Genomic DNA, 24,112 nt, shown 5'->3' with positions numbered 1-24,112 from the left:
GGACGGGTTATGGCTAAAAGCGTATATACTGTAAAACAAGTAAATACATACATTAAAAATATGTTTAACCAAGATTTTTTACTTCCACGTTTGTACGTAAAGGGAGAGGTATCAAATTGTAAGTATCATACTTCGGGACATATTTATTTTTCGTTAAAAGACGAGTCTGGAACGATTGCCTGCGTTATGTTTGCAGGCTCACGGAGCGGACTCGCTTTTCGTATGCAAGAAGGTCAGCAGGTAATTGTTTTTGGAGGAATTAATGTATATGAACGAGGCGGCAATTATCAACTCTATGCAAAAGAGATTCGTTTGGATGGGGAAGGTGTTCTGTATGAAAAATTCATGGCTCTTAAAACAAATCTGGAAGAAATGGGAATGTTTGCCCAGGAATATAAGAAGGACATCCCATCGTTTCCGGAAAAAATCGGGATTGTAACAGCTCAGACTGGAGCGGCAATCAAGGATATCATGCAGATAGCAAAAAGAAGAAACCCTTCTATTCAGCTCATTCTTTATCCAGCCCAGGTTCAGGGGGATGGAGCAAAGGAAAGCATCGTAAGAGGGATAAAGGCTTTGGACGCCTATGGTGTTGATGTTATGATTGTAGGACGTGGCGGTGGCTCGATTGAGGATTTGTGGGCCTTTAATGAGGAAGAGGTGGCCCGGGCAATATTCGAAGCAGAAACACCGGTTATTTCAGCAGTGGGACATGAAACGGATACCACAATTGCAGATTTTGTCGCAGATTTAAGAGCGCCTACACCATCTGCAGGGGCAGAACTTGCAATTCCAGATAGGAGCCTTTTAAAGGAAGGGCTGCGAAAGCGCCAGGAAGGTATGAAAAAAAATCTCTTCCAGAAGATAAAGATGGCAAGGATAGAAGTAGAAAATACAAAAAAGAGACTACTATATTTACACCCTCAAAATATGTTGCAGACGAAGCAACGCTATTTGTTAGAGTTAGAAGAGAAATTACAGAATCAAATCCAAGGAAAGCTTAGAGAAGAAAAACACCACTTGGCTATTTTAGTTGAAAAAATGAAAGGGCTATCTCCTCTTATTAAGCTAAATCAAGGCTTCTCTTATGTAGAGGATCGAAACAAAAAGACGATTCGAAGTATTTTGGATGTTGAAAAAAATGATGAAGTAAAAATCTATGTTACAGATGGGGCGATCACTGCAAATATAAGTGGGACAATGGAGGTGGATTATGGCAGCAAAAAAGAATAATCTGGATGATTTATTTCAATCCTTAGAAGAGATTACGGAAGAGATGGAAAGTGAAGAGATTTCCTTAGAAGATTCCTTTACCCTCTACAAAAAAGGTATGGATATTCTGAAAAAGTGCAATGAAAAAATAGAAGGAATTGAAAAGAAAATACAAATATTAGATGATGAGGGAGAAACCCATGAATTTGAATGACTTCAACATTAAAGTTGAGAAAAAGACGAAGGATATCGAAGAGATATTAAAGTCTTATTTGCCGGAAGCAAAAGGAAAGCAAAAGCTTATTATGGAGGCAATGGATTATGCCCTGATGGCTGGAGGAAAACGTCTCCGCCCAATGATTCTAAAAGAAGTTTATCGGATGTTTGGAGGAACTGGGAAAGAAGTAGAGGCTTTCATGGCTGCGCTTGAAATGATACACACATACTCTTTGGTTCATGATGATTTGCCGGCAATGGACAATGATGAATATAGAAGAGGAAGAAAAACAACCCATATTGTGTATGGCGAGGATATGGGAATATTAGCAGGAGATGCCCTTTTGAACTACGCATTTGAGACAGCTTTTCAGGCCTTTGATATTGCGCCTGAAAATCCTAATATAGGTGTGGCTTTGCAAATCTTAGGAAAAAAAGCAGGTGTTTTTGGAATGATTGGCGGTCAGGTTGTGGATGTAAAGGAGACCGGGAATAAGATAGACGAAGAGACCTTAGGGTTTATTTTCAAGCTTAAAACAGCAGCACTTCTGGAAGCAGCAATGATGATTGGAGCAGCTTTAGCAGGGCAAGATAAAGACACGATACAACGGATGGAAAGAGTTGCAGAAAATGTAGGGATTGCTTTTCAGATTCAAGATGATATTTTGGATGTGACGGGAACGAAAGAGCTTCTTGGAAAAGAAACAATGAGTGATGCAAAAAATGAAAAAACCACTTATGTCACCCTCCATGGAGTGGAGTGTTCAAAGGAAATGGTTGAAAAGCGTACAAAGGATGCTCTTGATGAATTGGCATCTTTTGAGGAAACCAACGAATTCTTAGTTGAATTGGTTAAATCTCTCATATATCGAGAAAAATAAAGAGGAATAATTATGCTATTAGAGCAGATTGAAAAAGAGAATGATATAAAAAAAATTAGTGAAACAGATTATGATTTGCTGGCTCAGGAAATCCGGAATTTCTTGATTGATAAACTGAGTAAAACAGGAGGCCATCTGGCATCAAATCTTGGTGTAGTGGAACTGACAATGGCTATGCATCTGACTTTTGATCTTCCGAAAGATAAAATCATATGGGATGTAGGACACCAATCTTATACCCATAAAATTTTAACAGGGAGAAAAACTGGTTTTAATGATTTGAGAAGATACGGTGGAATGAGTGGTTTCCCAAAACCCAAAGAGAGTAAAAGTGATGCCTTTGGAACGGGACATAGTTCGACCTCTATTTCAGCAGGTCTTGGTTATGCAAGAGCAAGAGACTTGTTAAAGGAAGACTATCAAGTTGTATCCGTTATCGGGGATGGGTCTTTGACCGGAGGAATGGCTTATGAAGCTATGAATAATGCTTCTCAAATCAAGAGTAATTTCATTACGGTATTAAACGATAATACAATGTCAATCTCAAAAAATGTTGGGGGAATTTCTCAACATTTGTCTACCCTTCGTAGTGCGAATTTATATCACGGCATTAAAAAAGGAGTGGAGGTTACCCTGGAACATACCCCCGTTATTGGAGAACCAATGATACGCCAAATAAAGAAAGCAAAAAATTCTTTGAAACATTTGGTGGTTCCCAAAATGCTTTTCGAAGATATGGGACTTACGTATTTGGGGCCAGTATCGGGACATGACATTAAAAAGCTTTGTCATATTCTACAGGAAGCAAAGAAAATTCAAGGGCCAGTATTGCTCCACGTATTAACTGAAAAAGGCAAAGGATATGAGCCGGCTATGAAAGAACCATGGAAATTTCATGGAATTGGACCTTTTTGCATAGAAACCGGTGAAGCGGTCTGTAAAGGCGAGAAAAAACCAGGCTATGGAGATGTCTTTGGACAGGTACTTTGTGATATTGCAGCGAAGGATGAGAAAGTGGTTGCGATTACGGCAGCAATGGAGGATGGAACAGGCTTACGGCAGTTTCATAAGCTTTTTCCAGAACGATTTTTTGATGTTGGAATTGCGGAGGAACATGGAGTGACCTTTGCAGCAGGACTTGCAGCGGCAGGTATGAGGCCGGTTTTTGCAGTTTATTCCTCTTTTCTGCAAAGAGGATATGATCAAATGATTCATGATGTAGCACTGCAAAATCTCCCGGTTATTTTTGCAGTAGACAGAGGTGGATTAGTAGGAAGTGATGGTGAGACACATCAAGGGATTTTTGACTTATCTTATTTAAGCTCAATACCGAACATGACAGTGCTCTCACCTAAGCATAAATGGGAATTAGCTGATATGCTCCGTTTTGCTTTTCGTTTGGATGGACCTGTTGCAATACGATATCCAAGGGGTGAGGCATATGAAGGATACCAGGAATTTAGAATGCCGATCGAACTGGGCAAAAGTGAATGGATTTATAAAGAAAAGCATATTGGAATTCTGTCCGTTGGACATATGTTTGAAGAGGCAGTTAAAATTCGGGATATTCTTGTAAAGAAAGGATATTCTGTCAGTTTGGTGAATGCACGATTTGTGAAGCCGATTGATCAGGATATGATTAGAGAAATCAGTGAAGACCATGAATATTTGTTTACTCTTGAAGAAAATGTTCAGATTGGTGGGTTTGGTAGTCAAGTTCTTTGTTTTGCGGAAAAGGAAAGGCTTCCAATCAGGGTAATCAATATGGCGTTGCCGGATCAGTATGTTGAGCATGGAAGCGTGGATGTATTGAAAAGAGAGCTGAATTTTGATGAAAATTCGTTGGCAAATAAAATTATAGATGAGATAGACCATAAGGAGTAAGAATGAAGGAGCGTTTAGATGTGCTGCTGGTTTCCAGACAGCTGGCACCCTCAAGAGAAAAAGCAAAAGCAATTATTATGTCTGGAAATGTATACGTGGATGGACAAAAGGAAGACAAGGCTGGATCAACCTTTTCAACAGAGGCACTAATTGAAGTAAGGGACTATTCTATTCCTTATGTAAGTCGTGGGGGCTTTAAGCTTGAAAAAGCAATGTCAGAGTTTGATTTAGCATTGCAGGATCTTGTATGTTGTGACGTAGGTGCCTCTACTGGAGGGTTTACAGATTGTATGCTCCAAAACGGTGCGAGAAAAGTCTTTTCCATTGATGTAGGAAGAGGACAGTTGGATTGGAAGCTTAGGCAAGATGAGCGTGTCATCAGCATGGAGAAAACCAATATACGTTATGTGACCAAAGAGGATTTGAAAGAACCGATTGATTTTGTATCGATTGATGTATCCTTTATATCATTGACAAAAGTCTTAAAACCTGTGTTTGATTTTTTAAAGAAGGATGGTCAAGTGGTTGCACTAATCAAACCACAATTCGAAGCAGGAAGAGAGAAGGTCGGGAAAAAAGGAGTGGTTCGAGAAGCCTCTACCCATAGAGAGGTTATACAAAAAGTGGTTAATTATGCATCGGAAATAGGATTTCATGCATTAGCACTTTCTTTTTCACCAATTAAGGGGCCGGAAGGAAACATTGAATATTTGGCACTGATGAAAAAAGCAGGTGATTGTGGTATGATAGGGGAGAGCATAAATATAAATGAAGTGGTAGAAAATGCATTTTCCTCTTTAGCAAAAAAATAAAAGAAGAGGTTTGGTATGGAAAAAATACTAATCGTAACAAATGAAACGAAAGATTTGGATTATTCTGTAACGAAAAAAGTGAGTCAGATTTTAGCGGACAAGGGCAGAGCTTGTATCTTGCATGATAAAGGAAGTGATTTGAACACCTTATCAAAGTACACGAAGAAAGATATAGATTTGGCCTTGGTTATTGGCGGAGATGGAAGCTTGATTCGATTGGCTAGAGCACTTATGAATACGAATATTCCAATTCTGGGAATCAATATGGGGACGCTGGGATACTTAACAGAAGTTGAACTGAGCAATATTGAAGATGCCATGGAACAGATTTGCAGTGAAAATTTTGAAATCGAAGACCGAATGATGTTAGAAGGTGCATTGGAAGATGGTACGAAATCTGTTGCATTAAACGATATCGTAGTCAATAGAAATGGCGGTCTTAGAGTACTTCATTTTGACATTTACGTAAATGGCAAGCTTTTAAACTCTTATCAGGCAGATGGTATGATTATTTCCACGCCAACGGGATCTACGGCTTACAACCTTTCAGCCGGCGGCCCGATTGTGGAGCCTACGGCTTCCTTGATTGTTGTTACGCCGATTTGTTCCCATGCGTTAAATAAAAGCAGCATTGTACTTTCACCAGAGGATGTGATTGAGATTCAAATAGGGGAAGGAAAAAACCATGCGATAGAAGAGGCAATTGTAACCTTTGACGGGGCAGATACCACTGTGATAAAAACGGGAGACCGGGTTCGGATCTATAAAGCGGATGCGAAGACAAAAATTGTGAAGCTGAATAAGGTGAGTTTCTTAGATACCTTACGCAGAAAGATGAAAGGAAACTGATATGAAAGGGAATCGAAGACAGAAAATCATTGAAATTATCAATAAGTATCCAATTGAGACCCAAGAAGAGCTTACGGAATTTTTAAAACGAGAAGGAATTAGTACAACTCAGGCAACCATATCAAGAGATATCCGGGATTTGAAGCTTACGAAGGTTCCAACAAAAGATGGAAGACAAAAGTATGGCGTTCTTGAAGGCGACAAACCGGAAATGAGTGAAAAATACATTCGTGTTCTGAAAGAAGGTTTTCTTTCGATTGACCGTGCAGAGAATATTTTAGTAATAAAAACTGTGGCTGGTATGGCGATGGCAGTTGCAGCGGCAATTGATGCTATGGATTGGGAACAGGTTGTAGGCTCAATTGCAGGAGATGACACAATTATGTGTGCAATAAGAACCGCAGATGATACTTTTGACGTAATAGAAAAGATTGATAAAATTGTTTCATAGGAGGGTTACATGCTGCATAGTATGTATGTGAAAAATCTGGCTTTAATCGAAGAAATCGAGGTAGAATTCGGAAAAGGGCTTAATATTTTAACCGGTGAAACGGGAGCTGGAAAGTCTATTATTTTAGAGTCTGTAAGTTTGGCTCTTGGTGGAAGGTATACGAAGGATATTTTAAGGGAAGGTACACCTTTTGGACTGGTAGAGCTCACCTTTTTTCTGGAAAATGAAGAATTAAAGAAACAGCTGGAAAAATTAGATGTGTTTTCGGAAGAAAACACATTGGTTTTAAGCAGAAGACTTATGGATGGAAGAAGCATCAGCAAAATCAATGGGGAAACAGTCTCTATGTCTTTGTTGAAAGAAGTTTCTTCTCTTTTGATTGATGTATTCGGACAGCATGAACATCAGTCTCTGCTGCAGAAAAAAAATCATCAGCAGCTTGTAGATTTATATGCAGGTGAGAAACTGTTAGCAGTAAAGGAAGAAGTAAGAGAAGCTTATAAAAGCTATATGAGTCTGGAAAAAGAGAAGAAGGAAGAAGAAAGCAAAACCAGAAATATTGCAAAGGAATTGGATTTTCTGCGCTTTGAGACCAATGAAATTACAGAGGCAAGGCTAAAAGAAAATGAAGATAAAGAGCTAGAGGAAATCTACACTAGGATGAATCATGGAAGGACGATTAAAGAGAGTGTACAAAGGGCATACTCTTTTACCGGTGGATATGAAGGTGGTGCAGATGGAGCAATAGCAAGAGGAATTAAGGCTCTGGCAGAGGGTTTGCGTTATGATGATAAACTGGAAGAGTATCATAAGCAGCTTTTGGAGATTGATTCATTGCTGAGTGATTTTAACCGGGATATTTCAGAATATGAGGCTTCCCTTGATTTTGAAGACGCTCAAGTACAAGAGATAGAGGCGCGGCTTAATCTTGTGAACCGGTTGAAAGGCAAGTATGGGGAGAGTGTCGAGGCAATTCATAGATACTTAAAAGAGAAGGAAGAAGAGATTGAAAAGCTTGAAAATTACGAAGCCTATCTCATAGAGTTGGATCAAAAAATTGAAAAAGCATATGCACATTTAAGGGATAAAGCAAGTAAGCTATCGAAACTTCGAAAAGAGAGTGGCAAGGGATTAGGAGAGAAAATAGCGGAAGAGATTAAAGATTTAAACTTTGAGGCAACTAAATTTTTCATTGATATCAAGGAAAAAGAGTCTATTACAGAAGAGGGTATGGATGATGTGGAATTTATGATTGCATTGAATGAGGGAAATTCACTAAAGCCTCTTGTGAATGTAGCTTCTGGTGGAGAATTATCAAGGATTATGCTTGCGATTAAAACGGTGATGGCTAAAAAAGAGAAGGTAGAAACGCTGATATTTGACGAAATAGATGTGGGAATTAGTGGACGAACGGCACAGAAAGTTTCAGAGAAGATGGCGATTATCAGTCAGGAAAATCAAGTCATTGCCATTACACATTTACCACAAATTGCAGCCATGTCAGATGTACATTTTTTGATTGAAAAGAAAACATCTGGAGGTGATACAACGACCAGAATCCGAAAAATTGATGAAAATGAAAAGATTGCAGAAATTGGACGTATTTTAGGTGGGGTAAAAATCACAGACACAGTCAAAGAAAATGCAAAAGAGATGATGAATCTTGCAAAAGAAACCAAGGAGGAGATGAGGGTATGATGAATATACTATTTGCGGCATCCGAGGCCGTACCTTTTATAAAGACAGGGGGGCTGGCTGATGTAGTTGGTTCTTTGCCAAAAGAATTTGACAAGAAAGAATATAATATTCGTGTAGTGCTTCCGAACTATACCAGCATACCTCGTGAGTGGAGGGATCAGTTTCGTTTCTTGAGCCATTTCTATATGGATTTAAACTGGAGACAACAGTACGTAGGCATTTTTGAATATAAGCATGAAGGAATCACTTATTATTTTCTGGATAATGAGTATTATTTTGGAGGAATGATGCCCTATGGCCGCGCTTATGAGGATATAGAAAAATTCGCCTTTTTTTCGAAGGCTGTCTTGAGCTCAATTCCGGTGATTGGTTTTCGACCGGATATTATACATTGTCACGACTGGCAAACCGGTTTGATTCCTGTGTTTTTAGACAATTTCCGCTATGGTGATGAGTTTTTCCGCGGTATTAAAACGATTATGACGATTCATAATCTAAGGTTCCAGGGGATTTGGGACACAAAACGAGTAAGAGATATTACCGGTCTTCCTCAATATTACTTTTCACCGGATAAATTAGAGGCTTATGAAGATGCGAATTATTTGAAAGGCGGAATTGTGTATTCCGATTGGATTACGACAGTAAGTCATTCTTATGCCGAAGAAATTCAGACACCATTTTATGGCGAGAGACTGGATGGATTAATTCGTGCCAGATCAAATAATCTTACGGGAATCGTAAATGGGATTGACTATGACGAATACAATCCTGAAACAGATAAGATGATTTTTAAAAATTACAGTGTGTCAAATTTCAGACGGGAAAAGGGAAAGAATAAGTTGGCTCTTCAAAAGGAGTTAGGGCTGAAAGAAGACGCGAAGGTAATGATGATTGGTATTGTATCAAGACTGACAGATCAAAAGGGATTTGACTTGATTGATTGCATTATGGATGAATTATGCCAGGACGAGGTGCAGATTGTAGCACTGGGTACTGGAGAAGACAAATATGAAAATATGCTTCGGCATTTTGCATGGAAGTATCCGGACAAAGTATCTGCTAATATTTATTATTCGGAGGAAATGTCCCATAAGATTTATGCATCTGCTGATGCTTTTCTGATGCCATCCCTATTTGAGCCTTGTGGACTCAGTCAATTAATGAGTCTTCGTTATGGAACGGTTCCCATTGTACGACAGACAGGCGGACTGATTGACACAGTGGAAGCTTATAATGAATATGAGAAGGTGGGAACAGGATTTGGCTTTATGAATTATAATGCCCATGAAATGCTAAGCATTGTTCGCTATGCACAGAGTATTTATTTTGACAAGAAAAGGCAGTGGAATAAGATAGTGGAGAGAGGAATGGAAGAGGATTTTTCCTGGAAAAATTCGGCGCTGCAATATCAGGAGCTATATGAGGAATTATAAGGTTATTTTAAAGGAAACAATTCGCTATATGGGATATGGGGGAAAGGGAGTGCCAAAGGATATTGAGAAGTTGGCAGAAGAATCAGTTCAACGAGTGGAGGAAGTCTCTCGTTTCCGCATATCTGCAAAAAGGTTTCCTTTTTATCTGTTAGAGGATGGCAAAATGATGCTTGGGGATATAGCTGTTTGCAGTGATAATTTACAGAAAAACCTGGAAAATGCTCGTGAGGTATATCTTTTTGCAGCGACTTTGGGGATTGAAGTGGATCGGTTAATGAAGCGTTTTTCCATTTCAGATATGGCAAAAGTAGTGGGAATACAAAGTGGTGCTGCTGCACTTTTAGAATATGAGCTTGACGTTTACTTTAATATGCTTAAAATAGAACATGAAAAGGAAGGACTCTATCTTCATCAAAGATTTAGTCCTGGATATGGTGATTTTAGTATTTCCCATCAAAAAGAAATATTAGATAGGGTAGATGCTGGCAAGCGCCTTGCCCTAACGAGTACAGAGCAGGGAATGCTTAATCCCTTGAAGTCTGTGACGGGAGTTGTAGGTCTTGGACCTTTTCAAAAAAAGAATAAGGGTGGAAAATGTGGAGAGTGTAAAAAAAGAGATTGTACATTTCGTAAATAAAAAACGTTTGTTTTTAGATGGTGGCATGGGAACTCTGTTACAGGACCGGGGTCTGAAAGGTGGAGAGTTTCCGGAAATATGGAATATAGAGAAGCCAGAGGAAATCATTCAAATACATAAACAATATGTGGAAGCGGGAAGTGATATTATATTGACCAACACTTTTGGTGCAAATGGTCTTAAGTTCCAGAATGGAGAATATCAGGTTTCCGCTATTGTAAAGGCTGCAATCAAAAATGCAAAGGCGGCACAAAGTCCCTATATAGGCTTGGATGTTGGACCAACAGGCAAGCTTCTTAAACCTCTTGGCGATTTATCCTTCGAGGATGCTTATCGGGCATTTCAGGAGGTTATGGTAATTGGAGAAGAAGAAGGTGTCGATTTAATCCACATCGAAACTATGAGTGATTTGTATGAAACAAAGGCAGCCGTGTTGGCAGCAAAAGAAAATACAAAATTACCGGTTTTTGTTACTATGATTTTTGATGAAAATGGAAAGCTGTTAACAGGAGGAGATGTTCCAGGAGCTGTTGCCATGCTGGAAGGGCTGAGAGTAGATGCATTAGGAATTAACTGTGCAATGGGACCGGCTCATATGATTCCAATCCTGGAAGAGTTATTAAAATATTCATCGAAGCCCGTGATTGTAAAACCGAATGCAGGATTGCCAAGACAAAAGGATGGAGAAGTCTATTACGATGTTGGACCGGAGGAATTCGGGGACTACATGGAAAAAATATCTCGTATGGGAGCTGGAATTGTAGGTGGCTGCTGTGGAACCACTCCCAAGCATATTAAAAAAATGGTAGAATCTTGTAAGACAGTGCCCTTTGAGGCGGTTAAGAACAAAGATTATACCATTGTATCTTCATACGGAAAAGCCCTCATTTTAACGGATGATCCGGTGATTATTGGAGAAAGAATCAATCCTACGGGAAAGAAAAAATTAAAAGAAGCCCTGGTTGCAAAGGACTATGATTATATCTTAAAGGAGGCGCTGGCTCAAGAAGAGGCAGGGGCTCATATATTGGATGTAAATGTGGGATTGCCAGAGATTGATGAAGAGGAAACAATGATTCATCTGGTGAGAGAAATTCAAAGCATAACGAGTCTGCCTCTTCAAATAGATACGGTAGATTTGCAGGCTATGGAAAGCGGCTTAAGGGCCTATAATGGAAAAGGGATGGTAAACTCAGTTAATGGAAAACAAGCTTCTATGGATGAAGTATTTCCATTGGTTGCAAAGTATGGCGGCGTTGTGCTGGGACTTACCTTGGATGAGAACGGAATTCCAGACACTTCAGAAGGCAGGGTGGAAATAGCAGGACGAATAATTGAAGAAGCAAAAAAATACGGGATTGACAAAAAAGATATTATTATTGATGTTCTTGCCATGACCATCAGTTCAGAACCAAAGGGAGCCTGCATTGTATTAGAGGGAATCCGGGAAGTGAAGAAACGGTTTGGAGTAAAAACGGCTCTGGGGGTTTCGAATATCTCTTTTGGACTTCCCAATCGAGGAAAAATCAATTCGAACTTTTATGCTTGTGCGTTAGAAGCAGGGTTAAATGCCGGAATTATTAATCCGGGAACGAAAGAGATGATGGATACTTATTTTTCCTATCGTGCACTTGCTGGCTATGATAAGAATTGTCTGGATTATATCGGGTATACTGGGAAGGAAATGGAGCCGAAAGAGAAAGCAGGAAGGGATATATTTTCTCTAAAAGCAGCAATCGAAAAGGGGTTGAAGGATGAAGCGTCACAGTTGACACGGAAGCTTTTAAAGGATAAAAAGCCCTTAGATATTGTAAATGAAGACTTAATGCCAGCGTTGGATGTGGTTGGGAAAGGATTTGAAGAAGGATCTATTTTTCTGCCCCAGCTACTAATGAGTGCAGATGCTGCGAAGCAAGCTTTTGGTCTTTTGCAGGATGAGATTAAAAAGACTGGAGAAGAAAAGGAAGCGAAGGACAAAGTTATTGTAGCAACGGTAAAAGGTGATATACATGATATTGGGAAAAATATTGTGAAAGTTTTACTGGAAAACTATGGGTTTGATGTGATTGATCTGGGGAAAGATGTATTGCCAAGCCGTATTGTTGAGGAAGCAGTCAGACAAGAGGTTAAATTAGTGGGGCTCAGTGCTTTGATGACCACAACGGTTGTAAGCATGGAGGAAACAATTAAACAATTAAAGGAAGCGAAACCAGATTGCAAGGTAATGGTAGGAGGAGCAGTATTAAATCAAGAGTACGCAGATCAAATGTGTGCTGATTTCTACGGGAAAGATGCAATGCAATCAGTTCGATACGCAAAACAACTATTTAAAAACTTGGAGGATTGAGACATTATGGAAAGAGGATTAGACACGAGAGTAAAACAAATCAGAAAACTTGTATTTGAAGAGGTTGCAAGATTAGGAGATACCAGTACAGCAGATAGTTTAGTAGAAGACATGGAAGCAATACCCTATAAATTGATAACAGAAGACAATACTACGTATAGGGAAAGCATTTACCGCTCCAGAGCCATTGTAAGAGAGCGTTTGCGACTGGCTATGGGAATGTCTCTTCGCCCGGAGGATAAACCCGTTCATTTGACCCAGGGTGTGGAAGAAAGTAATATTTCCGAAAAATATTATGAACCACCTCTTATGCAAGTTATTCCATCGGCTTGTGAAAGCTGTGAAGAAAATAAATTTGAGGTAAGCAATCAATGTAAAGGATGTTTGGCTCATCCTTGTGTGGAAGTCTGTCCCAAAGATGCAGTTTCAATGGTGAATGGAAAATCCTTTATTGACCAAGACAAGTGTATTAAATGTGGGAAGTGTAAAGCGGTTTGTCCTTATGATGCTATTGCGAAAAAAGAGAGACCGTGTAAAAAAGCTTGTGGAGTCGATGCAATTGTTAATGATAGTTTGAAAAGAGCGTATATCGATAATGATAAATGTGTATCCTGTGGTATGTGCATGGTGAATTGCCCCTTTGGTGCTATTTCTGATAAATCTCAGATTTTTCAGCTTATGAGAGCGCTAAAAAGTGACGACAATATTGTTGCAGAGATTGCGCCGGCTTTTGAAGGCCAATTTGGAGATGATGTAAATGCAAGAAATTTAATAGGCGGGCTTAAAAAGCTTGGCTTTACTGCTGTTCATGAAGTGGCTTTAGGAGCAGATATTGGAGCAATTGCGGAAGCCCACCATTACGTAGAAAAAGTAGCAACAGGAGAGTTGCCATTTTTGCTTACCTCTTGTTGTCCTTCTTGGGCAATGCTGGCAAAGAAATATTTTCCAACATTAATCGAAGAGGTTTCAGAAGAGTTAACACCGATGGTTGCAACTGCAAGATCTATTAAAAAAGAGCAGCCTGATGCCAGAGTAGTTTTTATTGGACCATGTGCTGCGAAAAAACTGGAAGCCTCAAGAAAAAGCGTTCGAAGCGATGTGGACTTTGTTATTACCTTTGAAGAGTTAAGCGCGATGTTTGCCGCGAAGAATATCAATTTGCTGGAAGAAACCAGTGAAGCATCCTTACATGACGCAACGGGAGCTGGAAGAGGCTATGCTGTTGCAGGAGGAGTGGCGCAAGCAATTGAAGAATGTGTAAACACTTATTATGAAGGCGTAGAAGTTAAAATCGAGCATGCAGAAGGTTTGGCAGAATGTAAAAAGACACTTGCCCTTGCAAAGGCGGGCAGATTAAATGGCTGCTTAATTGAGGGAATGGGGTGTCCAGGGGGATGTGTTGCCGGAGCTGGTACCAATATACAGATTCCGAAGGCGAAGAAGAAGATTCAGAAACTTGTAGCAGCTTCTTCTGTAAATATCCCGGCAAAAGAATTAGAAGAGATTGAATTGTCATAGCAATCCATAGTATTATGGTATAATGACAAAGGTTATATTGAAAATAAGGGAGAAAATGTGAATGAAAAAGCGTGGTGTAAATGAATTAAGACAACTGTTTTTGGATTATTTTGAGACCAAAGGACATCTTAAGATGAAAAGCTTTTCTTTGGTTCCTCATAATGACAAAAGCTTGTTGTTAATTAACTCCGGTATGGCTCCTTTAAAGCCGTATTTTACAGGACAGGAAATTCCGCCAAGTAAAAGAGTGGCGACCTGTCAAAAGTGTATTCGTACAGGAGATATTGAAAACGTAGGGAAAACAGCGAGACACGGTACTTTTTTTGAAATGCTGGGAAATTTTTCCTTTGGAGATTATTTCAAAAAAGAGTCCTTGGAGTGGACTTGGGAATTTTTGACAGAGGTTGTTGGATTGGATGCAGACCGTTTGTATCCTTCTGTATATTTAGAAGATGATGAAGCGTGGGAAATTTGGAACAAAGATATTGGTATTGCCCCAGAACGGATTTTTCGCTTTGGAAAAGAAGACAATTTCTGGGAACATGGTGCAGGACCATGCGGACCGTGCTCAGAGGTCTATTATGACAGGGGCGAAAAGTTTGGTTGTGGAAAAGAAGACTGTACAGTAGGCTGTGACTGTGACCGCTATATGGAAATCTGGAACAATGTATTTACCCAGTTTAATAACGATGGAAACAACAACTATACGGAGCTGGAACAAAAGAACATTGATACGGGAATGGGTCTGGAACGTTTGGCTTGTGTTGTCCAGGAAGTTGATTCGATGTTTGATGTAGATACGATAAAAGCATTGCGAGAAGCTGTGTGTCAGCTTGCAAAGAAAGAATATGGTGTAGATGATGACACGGATGTATCGATTCGCGTAGTTACAGATCATATTCGCTCAGTTTCTTTTATGATTTCAGATGGCATCATGCCTTCCAATGAAGGAAGAGGGTATGTTCTGAGAAGGCTTTTACGAAGAGCGTGCAGACATGGAAGGCTCCTTGGAATTGAAGGAGAATTTTTGGTGGGTCTGGCAAGAGATGTCATAGATGGATCAAAGGATGGATATCCTGAGCTGGATGAAAAGAGAGAATTTATTTTTAAGGTAGTAGCAAAAGAGGAAGAGCAGTTTAATAAAACAATTGATAAAGGTCTGGTTATTCTTTCTGAGATGGAAAAGCAAATGGAGGAGAGAAAAGAAAAGATTTTGTCTGGTGAAGATGCTTTTCGTCTTTACGATACTTATGGGTTTCCAATTGATCTAACCATAGAGATTCTGGAAGAGAAAAATCTAGGCGTAGATGAAGCAGGCTTTAAAGTGGCCATGGAAAAGCAGAAAGAATTAGCAAGGGGCAGTTGGAAAACAACGAATTATATGGGAGCTGATGCTACTGTATATGAGGAGATTGATCCCGCAGTTACGAGTGAATTTGTTGGATATGATCATGAGGAATTTGAATCGAAAATCACTGTGTTAACAACAGCAACAGAGATAGTGGAAGGAGTTGCCGAAGGAGATAGAGGAACGATTTTCGTGGATCAGACACCATTTTATGCAACCAGCGGTGGACAAGAAGCTGACCGGGGAATCATTGCAGTGGGAGACTCTATTTTCGTAGTGGAAGATGTGGTAAAACTATTAGGTGGTAAAATCGGACATATTGGATACGTAAAGCAGGGAATGTTTAAAACCGGGGATCAGGTTCTTCTGACAATTGACAGAGAAAGACGAAACTGTACGGCGAGAAATCACAGTGCGACTCATCTGCTTCACAAAGCACTTAAAATGGTTTTAGGAAACCATGTGGAACAAGCAGGTTCCTTTGTGGACAGTGAAAGACTTCGTTTTGACTTCACTCATTTTTCAGCTCTTACGGCCGAAGAAATTAAAAAGGTTGAGAAAATTGTGAACAAAGAGATTATGGCAGACCTGCCAGTGACAGTGCGCAATATGCCCATTGAGGAAGCGAGAAAAACAGGTGCTGCTGCACTTTTTGGAGAAAAGTATGGAGATGTCGTACGGGTTGTGACAATGGGGGATTTCTCGATTGAACTATGTGGAGGTACTCACGTAAAAAATACAGGTTCTCTAATGGCTTTTAAGATTATTAGTGAAACCTCAGTGGCGGCAGGTGTACGTCGAATTGAAGCATTGACATCAGCAGGACTTTTTGATTATTTTGATGCACTAGAAGCGAGACTAAATGGGATTGCAGCAAGTGCGAAGACAACTCCGGATAAATTGGGTGATAAGGTATCTGCTCTTATGAAGGAGAATAAAGGACTGCACAGTGAAATTGAAAGCTTAAAGAGCCAAATGGCGAAGGAAGCAATGGGAGATGTGTCAAATCAGATAGAAGACATTAATGGAGTGAAGATAATCACCACACAAGTGGAACAAGTGGATATGAATGGACTTCGTGATTTGGGAGATCAGTTGAAGAATAAGATTGGTGAAGGTGTAATTGTAATCGCTTCAAAAGCAGATGGAAGAGTCAATCTTCTGGCAATGGCAACAGAGGAAGCAATGAAAAAAGGAGCCCATGCCGGAAATCTCATCAAGGAAATAGCCGGTCTTGTAGGCGGCGGCGGTGGTGGACGTCCTAATATGGCACAAGCCGGAGGTAAAAATCCAGAAGGAATAGATGGGGCATTAGAAAAAGCAAAAGAGGTTTTGAGTAGTCAGACAGCTTAGGAGTTGTTATTAAAATAACTATGATTGACAATGTTTTCTTCTCTTTGTATACTGAACTTAAGAATAGAGACAGGTGATACAGTTGGAAAATTTCATTTTTGATGAAAACCGAAGGAGCAATTGATTCGTCCGCCAGATGGATTTAGAAACTCTCAGGTACCCCTACCAACTGAGGATGGAACTCTGGAAAGACCTTTTAATAGGTCACCGAAGAAGTAACGCTTTCAGGTAGCATGACAGAGGATATGGCACAATTATTTTTGTGCCGTATCCTCTGTTTTTTGTATGGAAAAAGCTGCTTGATAAAGAAGAGGAGGACAATGATGGAAAAGAAAAAAGAGTTAAAAAAGAATCTGGGAGTAGCAACAGCCACAGCAACAGTGGTAGGCAGTGTAATAGGTTCTGGTGTATTCTTTAAACCTCAGGCGATTTATACCGCCACAGGAGGAGCACCAGGACTTGGGATGATTGCTTGGATTATTACAGGATTAGCAAGTATTGCGGCAGCATTGACCTTTGCAGAAGTTGCAATCATGATTCCGAAGACAGGAGGAATTGTTGCATATCTAGAGAAGATTTACAGTCCTAAAGTTGGATTTCTGGCTGGCTGGGTGCAGACACTTTTATTTTATCCTGCGATGATTGCAGCATTGGCAGTTGCTTTTGCGCAGCAGGCGGCACTCTTTATAGGAGAAGGATATATTGTACCGGTTGCTATTTTGGTAATTATTACAATAATGTTGTTGAATAACCTTGGCTCAAAAGTTGGAGGAAGTGTACAAGTTATTTTTACAGTTTGTAAGTTGATACCACTGATTTTGTTAATGGTGTTCGGATTTGTAAGAGGCGGTGGAAATCATGGGATTTTTACTCCTATGATTGGAGACGGGTTAAATCCAACCATTGTATTAGGCCAGCTTATGGTTGCGATTTTGTTCGCTTTTGAGGGATGGACGAATGTAGGAGCAATTGCCGGAGAAATGAAAAAACCAGGGCGGGATTTACCCATTGCAATTGTAGGTGGGGTATCGGTAATCATGGCTGTTTATTTTGTAATCAATATCGCCTACCTTTTTGTTTTGCCATCAAATGAATTAGCGACCTTATCTGCACCGGCTTCTGCAGTGGCAATTAAAATATTTGGTGACATAGGAGGGAAAATCATTTCAGTCGGTATTATGGTTTCAGTATTTGGCTCCTGTAATGGCTTTGTATTGTCTGGATCGAGAGTGGCATATTCACTGGCAAGTGAAGGGAATTTTCCATTTGCAGCGTCTTTGGCAAAGTTAAATAAAGCACAGGTGCCTACGAATTCAATCCTTCTGGTCGGTGGAATTGGTGCACTTTATGCAGTGTCTGGTCAATTTAATCTGTTGACAGATTTAGCAATTATAGCAAGCTGGACCTTTTACACGCTTACATTTATCGGTGTTATGAAACTAAGGAAGGATGATCCTCATGGAGTGCGTACCTATAAGGTGCCATTGTATCCTTTGGTGCCAATTGTAGCAATTGTGAGTGGGATATTTGTCATTATCAATCAGCTCTTTTTAAGTGGTTTGCAATCCACGTTGTTATCCTTGGGAAGTATTGGAGTAATTGTGATAGGGATACCGGTTTATGCTAGTCTGCATAAGAAACGGAAGGAACTAAAAATAGAGGCAGTATCTTAATGACTTTTTTGAATTTTTCGGCTATACTGTATTAAGAAATGACTTAAAAGGAAGTAATGAACATGAGTAGCTGGAAAAAAAGATTTGTTTTATTGGGGATTGGACAAGGTGTTTCAATGCTCACAAGTTCGATTCTGCAGATATCAATTGTTTGGTATTTAACCAAACAAACAGGGTCTGCAACGATTGTAACCTTTTCAACCTTAGCCGGTTTTTTACCAAGGGCAGTTCTCGGTATGTTTACGGGAACCTTTATTGATAAATTTAACAGAAAGGCTGTGCTGATTCTTTCGGACTTTGGAATCGCTTTGGCAGCAATTGCCCTTTCGATTGTTGCGAAATTTGGCGTTTTGCCTATATGGTTTATATTTTTGATTCTTGGGATTCGAAGTGCAGGTGCGGCTTTTCATACGCCATCCTTAAATGCAATTGTTCCATCCATTGTTCCAAAGACGGAGTTGGCTAGATGTGCCGGTATTTTACAGGGTTTTGAATCGGTTTCGCTGATTTTGAGTCCTGCAATTGGCTCTGTACTTTATGGAATATGGAGTTTAAGCTCAATTGTATTACTGGATGTAGTTGGAGCACTTGCAGCAATTACAATCGTCTTTTTCCTGAAGATTCCAAGGAACATTGAAAAGGAAGATCAAGGAGGCGTGAATATATTAAAGGATACAAAAGAAGGGATACAGGTTTTACGGAAAGAAAAAGGCATGATGACAGTATTAATTATTGGCTCTTTATATGCTCTTATATACTTTCCCATCGGTTCCCTATATCCGTTAATTACAATGACGTATTTTAATGGTTCTGTTACAGAGTCTGGAATTGTAGAAATTATCTTTTCAGGCGGAACGCTTTTAGGCTCTCTTTTGCTGGGAATATGGGGAAACCGTGTTCATAAGATATTAGCAATTGCAGCTTCAATAGGAGTTTATGGAGTGGGTGCCTTTTTAAGTGGTATGCTCAGTCCCAATGGGCTCTATCTGTTTATGGTGTTTTCTGGAATGATGGGACTTACCATTCCGTTTTTTTATGGATTGCGAACGGCAATTTTTCAAAGCAGAATTCCGGATGAATTCCTGGGAAGGGTGTTATCCTTGGTATACAGTGCAGGAATGCTGGCTGGTCCTATTGGTTTGATTTTTGGAGGACGATTGGCAGAAACAGTGGGAGTAAATAACCTATTTCGTCTTTGCGGCATTTTAGCAATTAGTTTAGCAATGGTGATGGTATTGATGCCATCTGTGAGAAAAAGCATTGATTTACCAAAAAAGGATTGACGTTACCGTAGAATGTGATATAATTCTAGTAGTGCAAGAAAATACCCAAACAGTCGTATGATGCACAATACCAGACTGGAGGGAGGTTAGGTGTGAGACTATGTCAAATGTAATAGTGAAAGAAAACGAAACGTTAGACAGTGCTTTACGCAGATTTAAAAGAAACTGCGCGAAGGCTGGCATTCAGCAGGAGATTCGTAAAAGAGAACATTACGAAAAGCCAAGCGTTAGACGTAAGAAGAAGTCAGAAGCGGCTAGAAAACGTAAATTTAATTAATATGTGCAAAATATAAGTAGGGTGTGTATTCATGCACCCTACTTATTTTTCATGATAGGAGGGGAAAAGATGAAGACAGTACTGTTTGATTTAGATGGAACGATTCTTCCGATTGATCAAGAAGAGTTTATACAAAAATATTTCCAGAAAATCACTTCAAGAATTGCGAAGGAAAAGCAAATGGATCCAGAGCATTTGACAAAGGTCATCTGGTCCGGAACAAAAGGGATGGTTAAAAACGATGGTACGAAAATGAATCGGGATTGTTTTTATGAAATATTTGAAGAACTAACGGGTGAAAAAACGGAAGACTTTGAACCAGCCTTTGATGATTTTTATGAAAGAGAATTTGATGAATTGAAGGAAATTATGAAGGAGAGTTATAATTCCAAAAAAATGATTGCAAGGCTGAAGGAAAAAGGTCATAAGATTATTTTAGCTACAGCTCCTGTATTTCCACGAGTTGCAGTCAACACAAGATTATCATGGGTGGGATTATCCGTGAATGATTTTGATTATGTAACCAGTTACGAAAATTCTTCTTATTGTAAACCGAGCAAAAAATACTATCAGGAGATATTGGAGCGGAATCATGCAGAGGTGGAAGACTGTGTTATGATTGGAAATAATGTGCGGGAAGATATGGTGGCAAAAGAGCTTGGAATGGAAGTCTTTTTGTTAACGGATTTTCTTGAGAATCCAGAAGATCAAGACATTTCTCAGTATCGAAATGGAAATGCTGAGGATTTACTTGCTTTTGTGGAGAGTTTATAGGAGAGGTTATGAGATATGTATTGGCTTCGGCATCTCCCAGAAGGAAGGAATTATTATCCCTTTTAGGAATTGAATTTGAGGTTATTCCTGCCCAAAAAGAAGAAAAAATTGAGCGGGTAAAATTAGAGGAAATTGTACAATCATTAGCCAATCAAAAGGCAAATGAAGTTGCGGAGGAACTAAGCGGTGACTTTTGTGTGATAGGGGCAGATACCTTAGTGTCTTATAAAGGAGAGGTTCTTGGTAAGCCGGCTGATGATGAGGAGGCTTTTGGTATGATTTCTATGCTTTCGGACCGTACCCATCAAGTTTATACAGGTGTATGCGTTCAATATCAAAAAGACGGAAAAAGGGATGAAATCAGTTTTTTTGAGAAAACGGATGTAACCCTTTATCCCATTGACCGCTTTGAAATCAGAGATTATATTAAAACAAAAGATTCTTTTGATAAAGCAGGGGGCTATGGAATACAAGGGTCTTTTGGAAAGCATGTAAAATCTATAAATGGTGAGTACAATAATGTGGTTGGTTTTCCAGTAGGAAGATTTTATAATGAAATGTTTAAAAAAGGATGGATTTAAAAATGTATATTAGTGAGATTCAAAACAAGGCGCCTCAAAAAGAGGGGAGAACATCATTAGAACTTAAAATGTATGAAACATTAGAGAAGCTTGGAATTCCATATGAGCATGTGGATAATGATCCTGCTCATACTATGGAAGAGTGTTCGCAGATTGATGCTGTAATTGGAACGGAGATTCGAAAGAGTGTTTTCTTATGCAATCAAAAGAAAACTTCATTTTTTCTTTTGGTGATGCCGGCAAACAAACCATTCGATACAGCAGCTTTTAGTAAAAAGTTAGGTGTTTCTCATATGTCTTTTGCGCCAGAAGAAAAGATGAAAGAACATCTTGGAACGACACCAGGGTCTGCTTCTGTTGCAGGTGTTTTATGTGACTTAGATGACTATGTGCAGGTGATTATTGATAAGGAAGTAGCAGATGAGGAATGGTTTGGCTGTAATCCAGGAATCAATACAAGTCATCTTAAGTTTAAAACAGTAGATTTACTAAAGAAGTTTTTACCTCACACTCATCATCGCGCAAGAGTAGTGGATTTATAAAAAGGTGATTGCATGAGAAATATTAGTCGGGAGGAATTGCTGGCCTTGCTGCAGAAAGACCAGAGTTTGGAAGGACTGGGAATTGAAGATATGGATTTGACAGGAACGGATTTCTCCGGTAAGAACCTTAGAGTATCTGTTTTTCGTAATGTCAATCTTTCTCATGCAAAGTTTTGTAGTTCCTGTTTAGATAATGCGTTGTTTTTAGACGCGAATCTAGTCGACGTAGATTTTTCTGGAGCAAGTATGCATGGAACTGCCCTTCGGAGCAATGATTTAACAGGGGCAAATTTAAGAGGAGCAGATTTGTTCTCGGCAGTATTAGAAGGAGCCATATTGGATAATGTGAAACATGATCAGACTACAAAGTGGTTTGATATGTATTGTCCCAAAGAGGGAGCCTTTCTGGGGTATAAAAAATGTGTAAACGATCGTATTGTCCAACTTTTGATTCCAGCAGATGCAAAGAGATCTTCTGCGACCTTGCCTTCTTGCCGCTGTAATAAAGCGAAGGTGCTGACAATTAAAAGCGCTGATTCTTCAAAGTCTTTTACAGAAGCTTGGTCTTTGGTGGATGAATCCTTTGTTTATCGTGTGGGTGAATGGATTGAAGTGAAGGATTTTAACGACGATCGTTTTATGGACTCGACAAGAGGAATTCATTTTTGGATGACAAGAGAAGAGGCGATTGCTTACTAAAGGAGTTAAATGATTATTTGTATAATATGTATCATAGGAATTTTGAGTTTGTTTTTTGAAATGCGCCATGAGCTGCGAACGTTTCAAACCACAAACTATCGAATCTATTCACAGAAATTGAAAGGTCTGAACAAGAATAAAAAAATTATTTTTTTAAGTGACTTACATAATCAAAAGTATGACAGAGATAATCAGACATTGTTGAAAAAAATCAGAGATGAAAAACCAGATTTGATTTTGGTGGGTGGAGACATGTTAGTAGGTCAAGTTGGATATTCTGTTGAGCCGGCTTTCTCTTTTGTGTCCCAGCTTCCAGATATTGCACCTACGTATCATGGATATGGCAATCATGAACAACGCTTAAAGGAAAAACCGAAAGTTTTTAAAATTGATTATGAAGGTTATCAGAAAGGTTTGGAACAATGTGGTGTGGTTTTCCTAAACAATGAAACGGTAGATATAATGTTGGGGGATACGCCGGTTTATATAACAGGTCTTACGATCCCACTGGTAAACTATCAGCATTTTAAAACACCAAAACTATCTTCACAGGAGATTAGAAAGCGAATTGGAAAGAAAGAAGATGGATATCATATCCTTCTTGCTCATAATCCGGCCTACATGAAGGAATATTTAAATTGGGGGGCGGACTTGATTTTGTCAGGACATTTTCATGGAGGGCTGATTCGTATTCCGGGATTCCGGGGATTGATTATTCCAGGAATTGGTTCTTATAAAAAATATTCTGGTGGCATTTACAAGGAAAAAGATAAAAGAATTATTGTTAGTAAGGGACTTGGAAATCATACTTTTAAAATACGTCTGTTTAATAAGGCGGAAATCATTTCCATTAGCCTTCTTCATAAAAATTAAAAAGGGTGAAATAGAACATGAGTGGTATACCAGTAAAACTGCAGGTTTTTGAAGGACCTTTGGATTTGTTGCTTCATTTAATTGATAAGAATAAAATAGATATCTATGATATCCCGATTGTAGAAATTACCAATCAATATATGGAATATATCGGGGCAATGGAAAAGGAAGACTTAAATGTCATGAGTGAATTTCTCTTAATGGCAGCTACTTTGCTGGATATTAAGTGTAAGATGCTTTTGCCCAAAGAGGTAAATGAAGATGGCGAAGAGGAAGATCCAAGAGAAGAGTTGGTACAAAAGCTTTTGGAATACAAAGTTTATAAGCTCATGTCCTATGAACTAAAGGATCGTGAAGGAGAAGGAGATCTTCTCTGGTTTCGCAAAGAGAATATGCCAAAAGAAGTAAAAGACTACGTTCAACCGGTGGACTTAGATGAGTTGATAGGGGATTTGACACTCAGTAAATTGAATGCTATCTTTAAAGATGTTATGAAGAAAAGGGTAGATAAAATTGACCCTGTACGTAGCTCTTTTGGAAAAATCGAGAAAGAAGAAGTAAGCATGTCGGAAAAAGTCCAATATGTGCGCAGCTATGCCAAAAGAGAAAGTTCTTTTAAATTTCGGGAACTATTAGAAAAGCAAAGTTCTAAGACCCAGGTTGTAGTTACTTTTTTAGCAATTTTGGAGCTGATTAAAGAAGGAGTAATTGAAATTGTTCAAGAAGAGCCTTTTGAGGATATCTTAATTACAACGAAGAGAACAGCATAGA

General features: G+C 39.2%; 22 protein-coding genes and 2 riboswitches. All 22 genes read left to right on the top strand.

What is annotated here, in order from left to right:
- Positions 1-9: 9 nt before the first annotated feature.
- The gene (xseA, locus tag NHH15_RS01890) at positions 10-1,233 is read left to right on the top strand and encodes an exodeoxyribonuclease VII large subunit (protein ID WP_262064945.1); all 1,224 of its coding nucleotides are present in this window, start codon (positions 10-12) and stop codon (positions 1,231-1,233) included.
- Entirely contained in the window at positions 1,214-1,426 is a 213-nt protein-coding gene (gene xseB / locus NHH15_RS01885; RefSeq protein ID WP_262064944.1) for an exodeoxyribonuclease VII small subunit, read from the top strand. Before xseA ends, xseB begins: the two co-directional genes overlap by 20 nt.
- Positions 1,413-2,309 (top strand): polyprenyl synthetase family protein, encoded by an 897-nt coding sequence (locus NHH15_RS01880; RefSeq protein ID WP_262064943.1) that lies wholly within the window; start codon positions 1,413-1,415, stop codon positions 2,307-2,309. Before xseB ends, NHH15_RS01880 begins: the two co-directional genes overlap by 14 nt.
- 12 nt (positions 2,310-2,321) lie before the next feature.
- Positions 2,322-4,193, top strand: coding sequence for a 1-deoxy-D-xylulose-5-phosphate synthase (gene dxs, locus NHH15_RS01875; RefSeq protein ID WP_262064942.1), 1,872 nt, complete (start codon positions 2,322-2,324; stop codon positions 4,191-4,193).
- Between the two features lie 2 nt (positions 4,194-4,195).
- Positions 4,196-5,005, top strand: coding sequence for a TlyA family RNA methyltransferase (locus tag NHH15_RS01870; RefSeq protein ID WP_262064941.1), 810 nt, complete (start codon positions 4,196-4,198; stop codon positions 5,003-5,005).
- Positions 5,006-5,020: 15 nt separating this feature from the next.
- Positions 5,021-5,854 carry an NAD(+)/NADH kinase gene (locus NHH15_RS01865; protein ID WP_262064940.1) on the top strand — a complete coding sequence of 278 codons (834 nt, stop codon included), beginning with the start codon at positions 5,021-5,023 and terminating at the stop codon, positions 5,852-5,854.
- 1 nt (position 5,855) lies between these two features.
- On the top strand, positions 5,856-6,305 hold the full coding sequence (argR, locus tag NHH15_RS01860) for an arginine repressor (RefSeq protein WP_262064939.1): 450 nt from the start codon (positions 5,856-5,858) through the stop codon (positions 6,303-6,305).
- A gap of 9 nt (positions 6,306-6,314) precedes the next feature.
- Positions 6,315-8,003 (top strand): DNA repair protein RecN, encoded by a 1,689-nt coding sequence (gene recN, locus NHH15_RS01855; RefSeq protein WP_262064938.1) that lies wholly within the window; start codon positions 6,315-6,317, stop codon positions 8,001-8,003.
- Positions 8,000-9,436, top strand: coding sequence for a glycogen synthase GlgA (gene glgA / locus NHH15_RS01850; protein WP_262064937.1), 1,437 nt, complete (start codon positions 8,000-8,002; stop codon positions 9,434-9,436). Before recN ends, glgA begins: the two co-directional genes overlap by 4 nt.
- Positions 9,423-10,073: a Vitamin B12 dependent methionine synthase activation subunit gene (locus tag NHH15_RS01845; protein WP_262064936.1), complete on the top strand. Its 651-nt coding sequence runs from the start codon at positions 9,423-9,425 to the stop codon at positions 10,071-10,073. The genes glgA and NHH15_RS01845 overlap by 14 nt, the downstream gene beginning before the upstream one ends.
- Positions 10,033-12,420: a homocysteine S-methyltransferase family protein gene (locus NHH15_RS01840; RefSeq protein WP_262064935.1), complete on the top strand. Its 2,388-nt coding sequence runs from the start codon at positions 10,033-10,035 to the stop codon at positions 12,418-12,420. Before NHH15_RS01845 ends, NHH15_RS01840 begins: the two co-directional genes overlap by 41 nt.
- A gap of 6 nt (positions 12,421-12,426) precedes the next feature.
- Positions 12,427-13,938 carry a 4Fe-4S dicluster domain-containing protein gene (locus NHH15_RS01835; protein WP_262064934.1) on the top strand — a complete coding sequence of 504 codons (1,512 nt, stop codon included), beginning with the start codon at positions 12,427-12,429 and terminating at the stop codon, positions 13,936-13,938.
- A gap of 61 nt (positions 13,939-13,999) precedes the next feature.
- Entirely contained in the window at positions 14,000-16,639 is a 2,640-nt protein-coding gene (gene alaS, locus NHH15_RS01830; protein WP_262064933.1) for an alanine--tRNA ligase, read from the top strand.
- A 73-nt stretch (positions 16,640-16,712) separates the two neighbouring features.
- Positions 16,713-16,817: riboswitch (glycine riboswitch) on the top strand.
- A 3-nt stretch (positions 16,818-16,820) separates the two neighbouring features.
- A riboswitch (glycine riboswitch) is annotated at positions 16,821-16,881 on the top strand.
- An 81-nt stretch (positions 16,882-16,962) separates the two neighbouring features.
- Positions 16,963-18,312 carry an APC family permease gene (locus NHH15_RS01825; protein ID WP_262064932.1) on the top strand — a complete coding sequence of 450 codons (1,350 nt, stop codon included), beginning with the start codon at positions 16,963-16,965 and terminating at the stop codon, positions 18,310-18,312.
- Positions 18,313-18,374: 62 nt separating this feature from the next.
- Positions 18,375-19,595, top strand: coding sequence for an MFS transporter (locus tag NHH15_RS01820; RefSeq protein WP_262064931.1), 1,221 nt, complete (start codon positions 18,375-18,377; stop codon positions 19,593-19,595).
- A 100-nt stretch (positions 19,596-19,695) separates the two neighbouring features.
- The gene (gene rpsU / locus NHH15_RS01815) at positions 19,696-19,872 is read left to right on the top strand and encodes a 30S ribosomal protein S21 (RefSeq protein ID WP_006864570.1); all 177 of its coding nucleotides are present in this window, start codon (positions 19,696-19,698) and stop codon (positions 19,870-19,872) included.
- 69 nt (positions 19,873-19,941) lie between these two features.
- Positions 19,942-20,646, top strand: a complete 705-nt coding sequence (locus NHH15_RS01810) for an HAD family hydrolase (protein WP_262064930.1) — start codon at positions 19,942-19,944, stop codon at positions 20,644-20,646.
- Positions 20,647-20,654: 8 nt separating this feature from the next.
- Positions 20,655-21,227: a Maf family protein gene (locus tag NHH15_RS01805; RefSeq protein ID WP_262064929.1), complete on the top strand. Its 573-nt coding sequence runs from the start codon at positions 20,655-20,657 to the stop codon at positions 21,225-21,227.
- Between the two features lie 2 nt (positions 21,228-21,229).
- Complete coding sequence (locus NHH15_RS01800) at positions 21,230-21,769, top strand: prolyl-tRNA synthetase associated domain-containing protein (protein WP_262064928.1); 540 nt, start codon at positions 21,230-21,232, stop codon at positions 21,767-21,769.
- Positions 21,770-21,781: 12 nt separating this feature from the next.
- Complete coding sequence (locus NHH15_RS01795) at positions 21,782-22,468, top strand: pentapeptide repeat-containing protein (protein WP_262064927.1); 687 nt, start codon at positions 21,782-21,784, stop codon at positions 22,466-22,468.
- A 48-nt stretch (positions 22,469-22,516) separates the two neighbouring features.
- Complete coding sequence (locus tag NHH15_RS01790) at positions 22,517-23,341, top strand: metallophosphoesterase (RefSeq protein ID WP_262064926.1); 825 nt, start codon at positions 22,517-22,519, stop codon at positions 23,339-23,341.
- A 17-nt stretch (positions 23,342-23,358) separates the two neighbouring features.
- Entirely contained in the window at positions 23,359-24,111 is a 753-nt protein-coding gene (locus tag NHH15_RS01785) for a segregation and condensation protein A (protein WP_262064925.1), read from the top strand.
- The last annotated feature ends 1 nt before the right edge of the window (position 24,112 follow it).

This window comes from Aequitasia blattaphilus, from assembly GCF_024721305.1.
In the GTDB taxonomy this organism is placed as follows: domain Bacteria; phylum Bacillota; class Clostridia; order Lachnospirales; family Lachnospiraceae; genus Aequitasia; species Aequitasia blattaphila.
Note: the sequence above shows the minus strand (reverse complement) of the source record. Positions and strands in the feature narration are given on the sequence as shown.